Source organism: Paraburkholderia sediminicola (assembly GCF_046026675.1).
Lineage (GTDB): Bacteria > Pseudomonadota > Gammaproteobacteria > Burkholderiales > Burkholderiaceae > Paraburkholderia > Paraburkholderia sediminicola_F.
In genome coordinates this window covers 732,047-748,752 of the sequence record NZ_JAQQEY010000002.1, presented here as the reverse complement: position 1 = coordinate 748,752, position 16,706 = coordinate 732,047, and the positions used below count along the sequence as shown (strand labels likewise).

General features: G+C 60.6%; 12 protein-coding genes. 5 read left to right on the top strand and 7 right to left on the bottom strand.

Features of this window, described 5'->3' with window-relative positions:
- Positions 1 to 29 precede the first annotated feature (29 nt).
- Positions 30 to 2,258 (bottom strand): NADP-dependent isocitrate dehydrogenase, encoded by a 2,229-nt coding sequence (locus PQQ86_RS23245; protein WP_408272186.1) that lies wholly within the window; start codon positions 2,256 to 2,258, stop codon positions 30 to 32.
- Positions 2,259 to 2,666: 408 nt separating this feature from the next.
- Between PQQ86_RS23245 and PQQ86_RS23240 the strand changes: the two genes are divergently transcribed.
- The gene (locus tag PQQ86_RS23240; RefSeq protein WP_408272183.1) at positions 2,667 to 4,856 is read left to right on the top strand and encodes a TonB-dependent siderophore receptor; all 2,190 of its coding nucleotides are present in this window, start codon (positions 2,667 to 2,669) and stop codon (positions 4,854 to 4,856) included.
- Between the two features lie 55 nt (positions 4,857 to 4,911).
- Here PQQ86_RS23240 and PQQ86_RS23235 read toward each other — a convergent pair whose 3' ends face one another.
- Complete coding sequence (locus tag PQQ86_RS23235; protein ID WP_408272180.1) at positions 4,912 to 5,829, bottom strand: LysR family transcriptional regulator; 918 nt, start codon at positions 5,827 to 5,829, stop codon at positions 4,912 to 4,914.
- Between the two features lie 126 nt (positions 5,830 to 5,955).
- Here PQQ86_RS23235 and PQQ86_RS23230 point away from each other — a divergent pair, with 126 nt between their 5' ends.
- Complete coding sequence (locus tag PQQ86_RS23230) at positions 5,956 to 7,668, top strand: MFS transporter (RefSeq protein ID WP_408272178.1); 1,713 nt, start codon at positions 5,956 to 5,958, stop codon at positions 7,666 to 7,668.
- Here the strand turns inward: PQQ86_RS23230 and PQQ86_RS23225 are convergent.
- The 4 genes from PQQ86_RS23225 to PQQ86_RS23210 all read right to left on the bottom strand — a co-directional run bounded on the left by PQQ86_RS23225 (position 7,665) and on the right by PQQ86_RS23210 (position 10,636).
- Positions 7,665 to 8,384, bottom strand: a complete 720-nt coding sequence (locus PQQ86_RS23225) for an RNA polymerase factor sigma-70 (protein ID WP_408272176.1) — start codon at positions 8,382 to 8,384, stop codon at positions 7,665 to 7,667. The two genes, PQQ86_RS23230 and PQQ86_RS23225, sit on opposite strands and share 4 nt — an antisense overlap.
- A 95-nt stretch (positions 8,385 to 8,479) precedes the next feature.
- A complete protein-coding gene (locus PQQ86_RS23220) occupies positions 8,480 to 9,778 on the bottom strand; it encodes an MFS transporter (protein ID WP_408272173.1) in 1,299 nt (432 codons plus the stop codon).
- 54 nt (positions 9,779 to 9,832) lie between these two features.
- Positions 9,833 to 10,306: a hypothetical protein gene (locus tag PQQ86_RS23215; protein ID WP_408272171.1), complete on the bottom strand. Its 474-nt coding sequence runs from the start codon at positions 10,304 to 10,306 to the stop codon at positions 9,833 to 9,835.
- A gap of 144 nt (positions 10,307 to 10,450) precedes the next feature.
- Positions 10,451 to 10,636, bottom strand: coding sequence for a hypothetical protein (locus PQQ86_RS23210; protein ID WP_408272168.1), 186 nt, complete (start codon positions 10,634 to 10,636; stop codon positions 10,451 to 10,453).
- Positions 10,637 to 10,896: 260 nt separating this feature from the next.
- Here PQQ86_RS23210 and PQQ86_RS23205 point away from each other — a divergent pair, with 260 nt between their 5' ends.
- From PQQ86_RS23205 to PQQ86_RS23195, 3 genes are all read left to right on the top strand, one after another.
- Positions 10,897 to 12,057, top strand: a complete 1,161-nt coding sequence (locus PQQ86_RS23205) for an iron-containing alcohol dehydrogenase (RefSeq protein WP_408279315.1) — start codon at positions 10,897 to 10,899, stop codon at positions 12,055 to 12,057.
- A gap of 268 nt (positions 12,058 to 12,325) precedes the next feature.
- Positions 12,326 to 14,209, top strand: coding sequence for a collagen-like triple helix repeat-containing protein (locus PQQ86_RS23200; protein WP_408272165.1), 1,884 nt, complete (start codon positions 12,326 to 12,328; stop codon positions 14,207 to 14,209).
- 78 nt (positions 14,210 to 14,287) lie between these two features.
- Entirely contained in the window at positions 14,288 to 15,556 is a 1,269-nt protein-coding gene (locus tag PQQ86_RS23195; RefSeq protein WP_408272162.1) for an isoprenylcysteine carboxylmethyltransferase family protein, read from the top strand.
- Between the two features lie 208 nt (positions 15,557 to 15,764).
- Here PQQ86_RS23195 and PQQ86_RS23190 read toward each other — a convergent pair whose 3' ends face one another.
- Entirely contained in the window at positions 15,765 to 16,646 is an 882-nt protein-coding gene (locus PQQ86_RS23190; RefSeq protein ID WP_408272157.1) for an EAL domain-containing protein, read from the bottom strand.
- Positions 16,647 to 16,706: the final 60 nt, after the last annotated feature.

The following is a 16,706-nucleotide window of genomic DNA, read 5'->3' as shown; positions in this document are numbered from 1 at the left end:
GCAACGGCTTCAGTACTTCATTCCGACCATTAAGCGATCGCGTCCACGATCTTGTTCAGCGTGGCGCTCGGGCGCATGGCCTTGCTCGTCAGTTCGACATTCGGACGGTAGTAACCGCCGATATCCACCGGCTTGCCTTGCGCTGCACCCAATTCTTCGATGATCTTCGCTTCGTTGTCGGCCATCGCCTTCGCCACGCCGGCGAACTGCGCCTGCAAGGCAGCATCTTCGGTTTGCGCGGCCAGAGCTTCCGCCCAGTACATCGCCAGGTAGAAGTGGCTGCCGCGGTTATCGATACCGCCAATCTTGCGCGCCGGCGACTTGTCGTTGTCGAGGAACTTGCCCGTTGCCTGATCCAGCGTCTTGGCCAGAACCTGTGCCTTCGGATTGTGATACGCGCCGCTCAGATGTTCGAGCGAAGCCGCCAACGCCAGGAATTCGCCGAGCGAATCCCAACGCAGGAAACCTTCTTCGACCAGTTGCTGAACGTGCTTCGGCGCCGAACCGCCAGCGCCCGTTTCGAACATGCCGCCACCAGCCATCAGCGGAACGATCGACAGCATCTTCGCGCTGGTGCCCAGTTCCATGATCGGGAACAGGTCGGTCAGGTAGTCGCGCAGCACGTTGCCGGTGACCGAGATCGTGTCCTTGCCGGCGCGGATGCGCTCGATCGAGAACTTCGTCGCCTCAACCGGCGTCATGACGCGGATATCCAGACCGCTGGTGTCGTGGTCCTTCAGGTATTGCTCGACCTTTTTGATGATCTGGGCGTCGTGCGCGCGCGCCGCGTCCAGCCAGAAAATAGCCGGCGTGCCGGTGGCGCGTGCGCGGTTCACCGCGAGCTTGACCCAATCCTGGACCGGCGCGTCTTTGGTCTGGCACATGCGCCAGATGTCGCCCGCTTCGACCGCCTGCTCGATCAGCACCGTACCGGCTGCGTCCGTCACGCGGACCACGCCGTTCGCCGGAATCTGGAACGTCTTGTCGTGTGAGCCGTATTCTTCAGCGGCTTGTGCCATCAGGCCGACGTTCGGCACCGTGCCCATGGTGACCGGGTCGAATGCGCCGTTCTTCTTGCAGTCTTCGATCACAGCCTGGTAGACGCCGGCGTAGCAACGATCCGGAATCACAGCCTTGGCGTCGTGCAGTGCGCCGTCCGCGCCCCACATCTTGCCCGACTCGCGAATCATGGCCGGCATGGAAGCGTCGACGATCACGTCGCTCGGCACGTGCAGGCTGGTGATGCCCTTGTCCGAGTTGACCATGGCCAGTTGCGGGCGTTGCGCGTATTGAGCCTTGATGTCGGCTTCGATCGCTTCACGCGTTTCAGTCGGCAAATCCTTCAGGCGCGCGTACAGGTCGCCGATACCGTTGTTCGGATTGAAGCCGGCTTGCGCCAGCGCGTCAGCGTGCTTGGTCAGCACATCTTTGTAGAACACCGACACCACGTGACCGAAGATGATCGGATCCGACACCTTCATCATGGTGGCTTTCAGGTGCACCGAGAACAGCACGCCCTTGCTCTTCGCATCGGCGATTTCCGCTTCGATGAAGCTGCGCAGCGCGTTCTTGCTCAGCACCGAAGCATCGATGATCTCGCCCGCTTGCACAGCCGTCTTTTCTTTCAGGACCTTCGTCGAGCCGTCGGCGGCGATCAGTTCGATCTTCACGGCGCCGGCTGCTGCGATCAGCGCCGATTTTTCGCTGCCGTAGAAATCGCCGCCGCTCATGTGCGCCACGTGCGACTTCGAATCCGCGCTCCACGCGCCCATCTTGTGCGGGTGCTTGCGTGCGTAGTTCTTCACCGACAACGGCGCGCGGCGATCCGAATTGCCTTCGCGTAGCACCGGGTTCACCGCGCTGCCCTTGATCTTGTCGTAACGGGCCTTGACGTCTTTTTCAGTGTCGGTATTCGCCACGTCCGGATACGGCGGCAGCTTGAAGCCCTGATCGCGCAGTTCGGTAATCGCGGCCTTCAGTTGCGGCACCGATGCGCTGATGTTCGGCAGCTTGACGATGTTCGCTTCCGGACGCGTGGTGAGTCCACCCAGTTCCGCCAGATCGTCGGAACCCTTCTGTTCCGCGGTCAGGTAGTCCGGAAATGCAGCGATGATCCGGCCGGCGAGCGAGATATCGCGCGTTTCAACGATCACGTCGGACGAGCGCGTGAACGCCTTGACGATCGGCAGCAGCGAATAGGTCGCCAGAGCAGGCGCTTCGTCGGTCAGGGTGTAGATGATCTTCGGCGATGTGGACATGTTTGATGCTTTGCTAGGTGAAGTGTTAGACAGAGCGTTGGTGGCGCTGAGCCGCGAAGTGGCGACAAAGCAGCAAGAACGCAGCGCGACCCACGGCACTACTTTTTACGGCACGGACGTGAGTATATGCGTGTTTTCCAGTACTCGCTGCTAAACAAACATGCCGCCGTCACACCCCGCACAGGGTGAAGCCCCGCCAGATAAGGCTCTTAGCCGAATGGCCTATGTCTTAAGACAGATGTCTTATAGATGACTTGCCGTTTGAAATTATAGATTGTGAATGCGAATCAGATGCATTAACATCTGTAAGCTTTATAGCTTGAACCGTCCGCTTAATCACCAATCGCTCGATCGACGCCATCCCGCACATTTCTGGCGCGCGGCGTCGTGCTGCCTAATTCAAACAACATGCAGAATTCATTTGTCGCGGGACGCCCAGCGCGCCCAACCTTTTTGCGCGGCCACCGCCGTACTCCGTCGTTACTCAGTGCGGGGCTCCTTGTTAGCGTCGGTTTGTCGTTGTCTACGTTGTCATCCTCGGGATGGGCGCAGGTCGCGGCAAGCGACACGGCCGCCACCCTGCCCGCCGTGAGTGTGTCGGCAACGAAAGACACGACCGTGACGCAGGCCGACACCGTCAGCGCCGGCGCGCTGGGTTCGCGCAAGCAGGTGGACACGCCGTTTTCGACGCGCGTGGTGACGAGCGACGAGGCGCAGGACCTGATGGCGGCAACCGCCAACGATCTGTTCAAGTACGACCCGGCGGTATCGGCCATCAGCGAAAACGGGATCAGCGAAAACTCCATGTTCACCGTGCGCGGCATGCCGATCGACACGCTGAACAGCATCAAGGTGGATGGCCAGACCTTCCCCTCGTGGGACACCGATCTCTCGCTCGAACCGTTCGAGCAGGTCGAATTGCTCAAGGGTCTGTCCGGTTTCATGTACGGCTTCGGTTCGCCGGGCGGCATCGTCAACTACGTGCTGAAGCGCCCGACCGACGATCCCTACCGCAGCGTCTCGATCGGCTACAAGTCGGCTGGCGTGTTCAGCGAGGCAGTCGATCTGGGTGGCCGCTTTGGCAATGACAACCGTTTCGGCTATCGCCTGAACCTCGTCAACGAAGACGGCAACACCGCTGAAGATCATGGCCACATCCGCCGCCAGGTGGCCTCGCTTGCGTTCGACTTCCGCATTACCCCGGACCTGACCTTTACCGCCGACGCTTTTTATCAGAAGCGCAAATCCAACGGCACGCTATTCGGCCTGATGTTCGGCAGCGGACTCAGCATTCCCGACGCAAGCACCGTCACCCACGCGCTGACCCAGCCGCAGAATTACTACCAGACCGAAATGGCCTCGTTCGGTTCGGGCCTGGATTACCGCCTCTCCGAGAACTGGCATGCGAGCGTGAAGTACCGCTTCGCCAAGGAAAACCGCACCAATTCGGACAGCTTTCTGTATGTCACCGATAGCGCGGGCAACTACTCGAACACGCTTTATGCAGCGATGACGCGCTACTTCTATCAGAACGTCGACGCGATGGTGCAGGGCAAATTCAACACCGGCAGCATCAAGCACGACGTCGTGGCCGGTGCGGGTTTCCAGACGCAAACCAGCGAGTACAGCAACAGCGAAGGCTGGAATAACGGCTACTTCCTCGGCAACGGCAATCTGTACAACAGCACGCTGTTGACCAACGACGAAGTCAGCATCGGCTCGGATCTCTATCGTCAGCAGCGCACCACGCAGGCTGCCGTGTACGCGAGCGATACGGTGCAGTTCACGTCGCGTCTGTCCGCCCTGGTCGGCGTGCGTTACACGCAATACCGCGAGCACGTGTACGACACGAGCGGCGCCGTATCGTCGCAATACAGCGCGGATCCGGTCACGCCGACCTTCGCGTTGATGTTCAAGACCGACCCGTACTCGACGGTGTACGCGAGTTATGTCGAATCGTTGGAACAGGGTGGCGCGGCATCGAACACCAACCTCAATTACCCGGACACGTTCGGCCCGCTGAAGAGCAAGCAGTATGAAGTCGGCTTCAAGACGGACCACAGCAAGTGGGGCGCCAATCTTGCGCTGTTCCGTGTCGATCAGGGCTACAACTATACGAACTCGGCCAACATCTTCGTGCAGAACGGCACGAAGCGCTATACCGGTGTCGACGCAAGCGGCTGGCTTGCGCTGACGAGCGAATGGCGTGTGATGGGTGGCGTGATGTGGCTCGACACGAAGGCGGTCGATGTGGACGACGCCAGCGTCGAAGGCAAGCGTGTGTATGGCGCGCCGAGATTCACCGTGACCGGCCGGATCGAATACAACCCGTCGTATCTGCGTCCGCTGACGTTGGCGTTCGGCGGCAAGTACGTCGGCAACCAGGCGGTCGATGCGGCCAACACGCAGTTCGTCCCGGCTTATGTCACGTACGATTTGAGCGGCCGATACGAGACGAAAATCGCCGGCAAGGATGTGACGTTCCGTGCGGGGATCAACAATCTGTTCAATCGCCGCTACTGGACCACGGCGTGGGGCTATTACGTGGCGCCTTCGCCGACACGAACTGCCGTGGCTAGCGCCACGTTGCAATTCTAAGCATTACGTACGAACGGAGGCGCGCCCGCAGCGGCAGCGTGGGTGCGCCTCCTCGTCAGTTCGCCGGGGGCGCTCCAAGCATCGCGGGAATCTCGGCAACGAGCGCATCAATCGCGCAGCGCGTCTTCAACGCGAGATACCGGCTCTTCGGCCACACAACGTGGATCTCCTGTGAAGGTCGAAAACAATTCTCCATCACGGTCTGCAACTGGCCTGTTGCCTCAAAACGCGCGAGCAGCCAGCTCGGTAGCCACGCCAGCCCGAAGCCCGCAATCGCGGCATCCACGATCCCCTGCATGTCGTCAAAGCTGAGCTGCGGCACGACATCCGCGCGACGGATTTGCCCATCGACATCGAGCACATTCCAGGGCTCAATAACCCCGTTGCGTGAGTAAGCAATGATCGTGTGCCCGTGGAATTCAGCCACACGGCCCGGCGTGCCGCAGCGCGCCAGATACGCCGGCGCGGCGCCAATACTTGCATACTGAACACCGAGCCGCCGCGCCGCAAGACTCACGCTATCGACCAGTGGACCAATCCGCACGACGAGATCGAAGCCCTCTTCCACGACATCCACAAAGCGGTCCGTGACCGAAATGTCGATCTTCAATTGCGGATGCCTGCGCGCAAGTCCAAGCAGCACCGGCGCCACGCAATGATGACCGAAGGCCTGCGGCACGCTCACCCGCAAACGTCCTTTCGGTTCGCGACGCCCCGAGTCCAGATCGGCTTCGGCGGCCTCGAGTTCAGCCAGCGCTCGCACGCAGCGGTCGTAATACGCTTGCCCGGCCTCGGTGAGACTCTGGCTGCGCGTCGTGCGATTGAGCAGACGCACGCCGAGACGCTTTTCGAGCCGCACGATCACCTTGCCGACTGCCGAGCGTGTCACGTCCATGCGTTCGGCAGTCAACGCGAAACTACCTGTCTCAACCACACGCACGAACGTTGTCACGCCGTCGAGAATGTCACTCATACCTAACCTTATTGGTTCCGCGCAGGACGCATTTATGGGATTTATTCTCGTCAATAGGGACTTAAATTCCCTCTATATTACACGGTCCATGGTGGCCAAAGCCATCGACTATCGAGGTGAATTCCTATGTCAAGGTCCAGGTCCAGAAACGCGCCGCCGTCCTACGACGAACGTCCCCAGGCGGTCAACGCGGCAGAACATCCATCAAGCTTGTCGGACACGCGGGCAACAGACAGGCCTTCGAGCGACGCCGCGCAATCGACCACTCGCTTCTCCATCAGCAAGAACACCTTGGCGTTGGGCGCCGTGTGCCTCGCTTCGCTGATGTTCGGCCTCGAAATCTCCAGCGTGCCGGTGATCCTGCCGACGCTCGAGCGCGTACTACACGGCGACTTCAAGGGCATGCAGTGGATCATGAATGCATACACACTCGGGGTGACGACGGTGCTGATGGCAACAGGCGCACTGGCGGACCGATTCGGCCGCAGACGTATTTTCGTTATCGGGATCGCGCTGTTTGGCCTCACCTCGCTGATCTGCGGTTTCGCGCAGAGCGTGCCGACGTTGATCGTCGCGCGCTTGCTGCAAGGTGCGAGTGGCGGCGCGATGCTGATATGCCAGGTTGCCGTGCTCTCGCATCAATTTAGCGAGGGACCTGAGCGCGTCCGGGCCTTCAGCGCGTGGGGCATTATTCTCGGCATCGGGCTCGGTTTTGGACCGATCATCGGCGGGATGATCGTTGCGGTATCGGGATGGCAATGGGTTTTCTGGATTCACGCGCTGCTTGCCGCCGTCACGTTGACACTCGTTTTCGGCGGCGTCCAGGAGTCGCGCGATCCGCACGCGCACACGCTCGATGTGGCCGGCATCGTCACGCTTTCGCTGGCGGTGTTCGGACTCACGTACTACATCACACAGGGCTCGGATCCTGGGTTCGCTAGTCTTCGCGCGATCCTGATTCTGGTGGCCACGGCCGTCGCCTTCATTGCTTTTCTATGCGCTGAGCGACTCAGTGCTCGCCCGATGTTCGACTTCTCCGTATTCAGAATCCGGAAATTTTCCGGCGCGCTGATGGGCTCTGCGGGGATGAACTTCAGCTTCTGGCCGTTCATGATCTATCTGCCGATCTACTTCCAGATCGGCCTCGGCTACGACAGCGTGCACGCTGGTCTTGCGCTGCTCGCGTACACGCTGCCGACACTGTTGTTTCCGCCACTCGGTGAACGTCTTGCGCTGCGTTATGGATCAGGAATCGCGATACCTGCAGGCCTGTTTACGATCGGCCTCGGCTTCATGCTGATGAAATACGGCAATAACGTCCCGCATCCCGGCGTATGGACCATGTTGCCGGGTTGCATCCTCGCCGGCGCCGGTCTCGGCCTCACCAACACGCCTGTTACCAATACGACGACCGGTGCGGTTCCGGCGGAGCGGGCGGGCATGGCATCCGGGATCGATATGAGCGCGCGCATGATTACGCTTGCGATCAACATCGCGTTGATGGGGGCGATCCTGGTTGGCGGCATCCTGGTCAATCTGAGGGCGAGACTTCCTGCGACGCTCGACACCGCCCCACTCGGACGACTGGCGGAGAAGATTGCCGCAGGAGACGTCGAAGCGGTCAGACGTGGGATCCCGGCACTCGCCACACTCGACCCATCCGGAACCGCCGTTCACGCCGCGTTAATAGACGGCTTTGGCTGGATGATGCTCTATGGCGGCGCTGGAGTCTGGGTACTCGCCGCGCTAAGTTTTGTGATTTCGGGAAGTGCTTCGAGAAGGCTAAGAAAAATAGAAACGGTCCCGACGCGGCAGTCCGTTCGATGCGACTCCTGCTAAATGGCAGCGGTCAATTGACGTTCGATGCGCCTTTCTTTACCGCCGGCAATCGTGGCGTGGCGGCCGCTGCGGAACATGGCGCAAGCCACGCCACGATTGCCGGCGTCGAGGCAGGCGGCGCAATGTTTCTCGGCGTCGCGCACCATGAAATGCACCTGCGTCTGCGACACATCGAGCGCGCGTGCTGTGCTTTGCAAGGTTTCCTCGCGCAAGCGAACCATCTCGAACGCTGCACGGCTGCGCGGCGGCAGTTGTTCGAGCGCGTTGTAGACGTGCTGCAGCGTGTCGCGTGCGAGTAATGCCGCTTCGGGCGACGGTTCCGGCGAAGGCACGTGCAGGCCGTCGTCTTCGTCGGCGTGATACGTGCTCTCCAGGCTCTGGCGGCGGAACACATCGATCGACGCGTTGCGCACCATGCGCGTCACGTAGGCCACGGGTTGCCGCACGGCATCCTGATTCGGGAAGTCGACGAGTTTGATAAAGACGTCGTGAACCACGTCTTCCGCAAGACTCGCGCAACCCACGATGCCGCGCGCCAGATCGACGAGCATCGGCCGGTTGGCGATCAGCAGGTCGAGCAGCGTGCCCTTCTCCCAATCGACAGAGCGAGGCTGGCTGCGCGCGCGCCGCGAAGCGGGAGGGCGCGCAACGCCGGCGCTGAGAACGGACATCGCCATTGTTGTGGAAGGCTCGCCCCGCATAACCGCCTCAGCCATAGATTTGCTCCGCATTTCTCAAGGAAGAGCATCAATCTAACGCAAACGCGAATCGTTCTCAATAAAGAATTGTAGTGCCGTGCCTCTCGCAACGCTCAGCGCAACCGCAAAGCGGTTTTGCATTTCCACAAGGCCACAAGACTCAGTGCACCGAGAAATGCCAGGTACAACGCGGGTGAAAGCTTGTTGCCGGTGAGTTGAATGAGAGAATCAACTATCAAGGGCGCGAACCCGCCGAAGACGGTTACACCGATGTTGTAGCTGACTGCCATGCCGGTAGCGCGTGTTTCTTTCGGAAAGGCGTCTGCCATTAACGCGGGCAGCGCGCCAAAATACACGGCTTTCAGCAAACCGATCCACGCCATCATTGCCATTAACGCGCCCAGGTTCGGATGACGGATCAATGCGGCAAACACCGGGTAGATCGACAACGTGAAGATCACGCCAGAAGCCGCCATCAAGCGAATTCGGCCCACCCGATCGGAGAGGAGACCCACGAACGGTGGTACGAACATCAGAATTGCACCCGTCAACACGGTCGCGGTGAATCCGAAGGTCGCCGGCATATGGAGCTGCTTGACCGCATAGGTCGGGATATAAAGAATCACGTAGCTCGTGCCGGTCGACACGGCCAACACGCCGATCGAGAGCAGCATGCGCAGCTTCTGTTGCGCTAGAACCGTCCTGACAGGCGTACGCGCGCCAGGCGATTTGTCCAGGTTATGAAGGTTATGCTCCTCCTTCATCTGTCTGCGAAGGTACAGTCCGATCGGACCGATCAGAATTCCAAAGAAAAACGGAACGCGCCAGCCCCATGATTCCATGGATGCCGTGTCCAGCGTGCTGGTCAGCACCGCGCCGAACCCCGCGGCCAGCAGATAACTGAGTCCTTGACTCGCGAACTGGAAGCTCGCCATAAAGCCGCTTCTGTGCGGCGCCTGCTCAACCAGAAACGCGGTCGTGCTTCCAAACTCGCCGCCTGCGGAAAAGCCCTGCAGCAACCGGGCAGCAAGCACGGCGATAGGTGCAGCCATGCCGATTGACGCGTATCCCGGCATGACGGCGATCGTGAGTGTGCCGACCATCATCATCATGATTGATACCAGCATCGACGCTTTCCGGCCGTGCCGGTCGGCGTAGGAGCCCAGTGCCAGAGCACCAATTGGTCGCACAAGATAGGAAATACCGAAAGTGCCAAGCGTGACCAACAGCGATACCGCAGGACTGGATGCCGGAAAGAACGTCTTCGCAATGGTCGTGGCAAAGAATCCATAAATCAGGATATCAAACCATTCCAAAGCGTTTCCGATAGTCGCGGCAAATATGGTTAGATAGAAGCTGGTCCTTTTCGGCTGAGAAAGAAGGCTGGTGCTCACGCTTGCGGATGTATCCATGACATGCTCCATAAGGGCCTGGCAGTGAACCTGCTGGCCATACACCCGATGTGGTCAATAACCAGTCGCCACGTTGCACAGGACGACTGCGCGGAGAACAGCAAAGACTCGCTCGATCCCGATCCGAATTGCCGACACCTCGTCCGTATCGATTCGATAGCGCATGTGCAAGACGGACTGCCCGTGAACACCGCCGAGCCAATCCAGCTCCTCTGGCACACTGGACCACAGCAACAGCTGTACGGCCCGGGATAACTGTCGCATCGATTTGGCGGCATCCCCCGTCACCGTAGCTCCGGAGAACGTCTCGCGCTCGCTGGATTCGATCCATTCCCGATGCAGAGATACAGGCTCGGGAATTCGCAGCATGGAGACCTGAGATACGGCGGCGAAACGCTGCGCCAGCGCGTGTGCAACCGAAGTCGGAATGCTCCCGTCGACGACGATGCACAGTTGCGTGAATTCCGATGCCCGCAGTATCCAATCCCAATCCGCGCTCGACATACCATGCGAATCCAGGCTACCCATTGCACCCTCCGGAAAGGTCAACGTCGCTTCAGAACACCTGACAAGCCAGACCCGCGCGCTGATTCAAATTCTAAAGAACTTGATCCGGAATCAGATTGCGAAAAAAAATTCCCATACTTACTTTAAGAAATATCATCCCCCTATTTATGCATGATAATTTTGTATAGATGGGTATTGGCGCAATAAAAAAACGCGGATCAACTGGACCTGCGCCACAGAGGACAGGCGCGCAAGCCCTATGACGATGCTGATCGTCGACATGATCAACACCAGAACAAAGCCCGCCCCCAGTCGCTTGGCGATGGGCAGATTGGAAATAAACGTTGGCATAGTCAGTTTCTTCAATAACCAAAGGGAAAAAATACCCGCTGACAATACGGACTATCAGAGTTCGCTCACTGCAGGTATATGGCTGCAAACGCCGAATGCTGAAGACTCTATTCGGTGAGCCATTCCTGAAATGGAGGTCAGGGTTTCCTTATAAGATGTCTGCCTATCCACCCGCGATAGCGAATGGTGGAATCTGAACGTTTTGAAGTACCCATCTTGCTGGCGTAATCAATGGCCAGTGCTGACCTGCAGGTGAAATGATGAACGCATTCCGGTTTCAAACCGTGCCGACGATGGTCGTCGAATTTGGCGCAGCGCGCCGTCTCGGCGCCTTGCTGCGCGCGCAATTTCCGTCGCTCACACGCCTGTGTGTGGTGACGGATGGGTTTCTTCACCAGAGTGGGCTGCTGAATCCGGCGCTCGCCGATCTCGCGGCACACGGCTGGAATGCCACCGTGATCGACGACGTGATCGCCGATCCGCCCGAGCACATCGTGCTCGAGGCGACGTCGCGCGCGCGTGAGGCCGGCGCTGAGATCGTGCTGGGACTCGGCGGCGGTTCGTCGATGGACGTGGCGAAGTTGATCGCCGTACTGGCGCCGCAGGATCAACAAGCGCTCAGCGAGATGTACGGCGTCAACAAAGTGACCGTGTCGCGCCTGCCGCTCGTGCAGATGCCGACCACGGCAGGCACCGGCTCCGAAGTCACGGCCGTGTCGATCGTGACGGTGGGCGAGGCGAAGAAGATGGGCGTGGTTGCGCCGCAACTGGTCGCCGATCTGGCGATTCTCGACGCGGAACTCACGCTCGGACTGCCGGTTGCCGCGACGGCTGCAACCGGCGTCGACGCGATGGTGCACGCGATCGAGGCGTACACGTCCGCGCATTTGAAAAACCCGGTGTCCGACATGCTGGCGCTGAAGGCACTCGAACTTCTGTCGCGCAATCTGTTGCCCGCGTGTCAGAACGGCCAGAACCGCGCGGCGCGCGAAGCGATGTTGCTCGGCGCGGCGTTCGCCGGCCAGGCGTTCGCCAATTCACCGGTGGCCGCGGTGCATGCGCTCGCGTATCCGATCGGTGGCATTTATCACGTCCCGCACGGTCTTTCGAATGCGCTCGTGCTGCCACACGTATTGCGGTTCAACGCCGAGGCGGCGGCGCATCTGTACGCGGAACTGGCGGACGTGATCGTGCCGGGTATCACCGGCAGCGCCGAAAGCAGGACGCTGGCATTGATCGAACGGCTCGAACAGATGATTGCCGCAACTGCGATTCCGGCCCGGTTGCGCGATGTCGGCATCGAACGTAGCGGACTCGAGCGGATGGCGAGCGACGCGATGCTGCAAACGCGGCTTCTGGTGAACAACCCCCGGCCTGTTACTGAGGCCGACGCGCTGGCGATCTATACCGCTGCGTTTTAATCGGCGAGGGGCGTAATTGAGGGCGAGAGTCGCCGCGGCGTTCGGCGACGGCTCCGTGCCGTTACGCCCTGCGGACACGTTACGTAGCATGCTAGTGGAACACGGCGTCACTCCTTTAGGCAGAATCGTGTTTATGACGCGATAAATTCTTCATATCATAAGTTCTTCAACCACATATGCATCGAATCATTGAGATGAAGATATAAATCGCATTTGGCGCGCAACTTGCAGTGTTGGCCCCATCAATAATCGTTCAACGGGGACCATCATGCAAAAATTCGTCGGTCGGACAGCCATCGCTGTTGCGACATCTGCATTACTCGCGCTCTACGGTTGTGGAACCAGTAATATCGGCACTCCCAAAACCGGGCTTGGCGGCGGTGGGGCAGGCGGCACTTCGGGTTCTAGCTCGGGTAGCTCGGGTACCTCCGGTTCCAGCAGCTCCGGCACCAGCAGCTCCGGCACCAGCAGCTCCGGTACGAGCAGCTCCGGTACGAGCAGCTCCGGTACGAGCAGCTCTGGTACGAGCTCTGGTACGAGCTCTGGTACCAGCTCTGGTACCAGCTCCGGTACGAGCTCTGGTACCAGCTCCGGTACGAGCTCTGGTACCAGCTCCGGTACGAGCTCTGGTACCAGCTCCGGTACGAGCTCTGGTACCAGCTCCGGCACCAGCTCCGGTACCAGCTCCGGTACGAGCTCCGGTACCAGCTCCGGTACGAGCTCTGGTACCAGCTCCGGTACGAGCTCTGGTACCAGCTCCGGCACCAGCTCCGGCACCAGCTCCGGCACCAGCTCCGGTACCAGCTCCGGTACCAGCTCCGGTACCAGCTCCGGAACCAGCTCCGGAACCAGCTCCGGAACCTCAGGCACCTCCTCCACCCCTATCGGCAACGTTGTCACTCAAGGCGGCAACCTCATCACCGCCGTGGGCATAACGGTCGCCGATACAGGTTCCAAGATCACCGGCACCTCAGTCCCTGGCGTCAACGGCGCAACGACTGCGAATCTCGGCGCCGCGATCACCGATCTCGGCAACGGCGTCAAGGTACTCGGCAACGGCACGGCCGCCGGCCTCGGCACGCTGGGCAGTTCGACCAATCCGCTTGGCCCGACCCTGACCTCCACATCGGGTCTCGTTACCAACGCAGGCGCGGCCGTTACAGCGGTCGGCGGTGTGGTGACGAGCCTCGGAACCGGGCCGCTTGCGCCGCTCGCACCGGTCACGTCGACGGTGGGTACCGTGGTCGCCGGTGTGGGCGCCGGCGTCGTCAAAGTTGGCGCGGGCTTGAACTCCGCGCTGACCAGCTCGCCGGTTCAACAGGTCGAGACCCAGCTGAGCACGGTCATCAACCCGATCACCCTCGTCGTCTCGAATACGACGCAGACTATCGGCAACACCACAGGTCTCGGCGCGCCGCTCAACGGCTTGCTGAGCACCATCGGCAACGGACTCGATTCGGCCGGCCAGAAAGTGTCCGGCGCGACGGGTGATCAGGTGGGCAAAGATGTCGGCGGCGTGGTGAGCCAGTTGGGTAAGACAGTCACGAGCACCGGCGGACTGCTGACAGGCGCGACGACCAACCCGTTGGCGCCGATCGCCGGCCTGCTGGGCCCGCTCGGTGGATTGGGCGGATCGGGTGGATCGGGTGGCGGCCTCAGCATCCCGCCGCTGACCGGCCTGATCGGCAACCTGGGTTCGCTTGGTGGGACCGGTAGCAGCGGTAACCCGCTCGCGCCGATCACCGGACTCCTCGGCGGCCTCGGCTCGCTCGGCGGCACTTCCGGCGCAGGCAGTCCGCTCGCTCCAGTCACCGGACTTCTCGGTAACCTGGGTTCGCTCGGCGGCACCTCCGGCGCAGGCGGTCCGCTCGCACCGGTCACGGGTCTCGTCACGACGCTGACCTCCACGCTGGGCGGCGGCGCGGGCCAAAACTCTCCGCTCGCACCCATCACCGGTCTCGTCACTACGCTGACTTCGACACTGAGTGGCGCATCATCCGGTAAGGCTTCGCCGCTCGCGCCGGTCACTGGGCTCGTGACCGGCCTGACCGGCGGCGCGGGCAGTGCGGGAAGCGGTTCGACCAGCACGAATCCGCTAGCGCCAGTGACGAACCTTGTCACCGGATTGCTGGGTGGCGTCGCCGGTAAATAAGCGGTAACTCGGCAAAGCGGCCGGGACTTAAAAAATCAAAAGCCCGGCCGCTATCAATGTCATGACTACGAGGATGACATGAACTCCACTCTGGATAACGTAGCGCACGTGCAGGAGCAGCGGCCGCGTTCGGCGACGCCGTTTTCCGTCGGCCTGCTTGGCATCGCTGTCGGACTTCTGACGCTCTGGCTGCTACGCGACAGTACCGCGCTGGATGGCGCGCGCCGCAGCACGGCCGCCTGCCTCGCGATCATCGCGACGATCGCTCTATACGAACTGTTCGTCGCACGCGTGTATCTACGCCCAAGCGCTGGACTTACCGGTCAGGTGGTTCGGCCGTTCAGCGCCGCGCGCGTGGGTTTGCGTCTCGCCGCGCTGGCTTCCGTGTATGTCGGCATAGGTGTGCTCTACTGGCTCCTGCCCGAGTATCACGGCACGTTCTATAACCCCTTCTGGTCTCTGATCCGCACGCTCGCACCGTATCTGATCGTGGCCGCGCCGTTTTACTTTGCGTGGATGGATAGACGTCAGCGCGAAGTCGATGATGCCTATATGTTGTGGGGCCGCCTCGTATTCCTCGGGCAGCGCCCAGGCAACTGGAAGCCCGTGCGTGAAATGCTCGCCGGATGGATGGTGAAAGCGTTCTTCCTGCCGCTGATGATCACCTATCTTTCCACCGATGCGGACCATATCGGCGCATCGCTTGCGACCGCCATGAACGCGCCGTTCTCGCTTGCGACGTTCAGGTTCATGTACGACCTGTCCTTCACGATGGACCTGATGTTCGGCACGGTAGGTTATCTGTGCACGCTGCGCATTCTCGATACCCACGTACGCAGCGCGGAGCCGACTACGCTCGGCTGGCTGGTTGCACTTCTCTGTTATCAGCCGTTCTGGTCGGTGATCTCGGCCCAGTACATGCACTACCAGGGCGCGATGTTCTGGGACAGCTGGCTGATATCCGCGCCCGTTGTTCGAATCATCTGGGGCACCGTGATTACCGCGCTGGTCTTCTGCTACGCGCTTTCCACCATCGCATTCGGATTGCGGTTTTCGAACCTGACCAATCGCGGCATCATCACGTCAGGCCCTTATCGCTTCACGAAGCATCCCGCCTACATCACGAAGAATCTTTCGTTCTGGATGGTCTCGGTGCCGTTCATCGAACCCATGGGCTGGCAAGTCGCGCTCACGCACTGCTTCGCGCTGGGGTGCGTCAATCTGTTGTATTTCATGCGCGCCAAAACCGAAGAGCGGCATCTGATGAACGATCCCGACTATCGTGCCTACGCAGAATGGATCGCGAGGAACGGACTGTTCGCCAGGATCACACGTGCGTTTCAATGAGATGTTTATGCTACGAACGCAGTCGAGGGCATTTTTTGCAACGCACCATTTTTCAACGGCGTGAGGATGGTGATGAGTATCTTTGACCGCCTGTGAGGGTTCGCCGGTGGAAGCAGACGATAGCGCCCGCTGCCAATTTTCCGCGAGCAGTGGGTGCTCGCCTCAACGACATCGCACGCAGGACGTTACGTAACGTCCTCCGCCGTGGTCACGATTCGAGGCTTGGCGCCAGGACATTGGCCAGCCCGGCCTTCGGGCGAGAGAACAGAAAGCCTTGCACCAACGCTTGCGGCCATGACGCGCTCAACCATTGCAACTGTGCTTTGGTCTCGACGCCGTTCACCACGACCTGCACGTCAAGCGCATGAAGCAGACCCAGCAACGCCGACATCACGACGCAGGCACGACGATCGCGTGGGACCGCTGCCATCAACTCAGGCGTGATCGTGACAGTGTCCACGTCGAGTGCGCCGAGCAGTGCGAGCGAAGACGCCCCGTTGCCCCACTTGCCCAGCGAGATGCCGGTTCCCGCAGACCGAAGGCCGTCCGTCAAGGTACGCAAAGACAGCAGACGTGCTGCGTCTGCGCTATCGGGTACTTCGATTTCAAGCAGGTTGCCCGGCACGCCATACGATCGCGCGATGCGCGTGAGGTCGTCGGCAAACGATTCGAGCACCGCCACTTGCGCCGGCACCGTGATCGCGACCGGCAGCAATGCCATCTTCGACGAGAGGCAATCACGCAGCTCACGGCACACGCCATCGATGACGAACAAGGCCATCTCGCGCGCGACCTGCGGGTGCTCCAGCGGCATCATGAAAATACCGGGAAGCAGCAGCCCGTAGTCAGGATGCGTCCAGCGGACTTGCGCTTCGAGGCGCGCCAGCGCGCCGCCTGCAGCGCGATAAGCCCCCTGAAACACGAGATGAAATTCACCCGCGTGCAGACCCTGGCGGACGCGGCTTTCGAGTTCGCTCAGCGCAATGGGATCGTCGCGCGAGTCGTCCCAATTGGTCTGTTCGATGCAAGCGTTACGCGTGCCGAACGTCGTCGCGAGCGATACAGGCTTTTCATAGTCGAGCGATAGCATGGCGTGGGCGCAATTTTTTTAACCTGGCCAACGCACGCACATGTCGTGCCAAGCGGTACG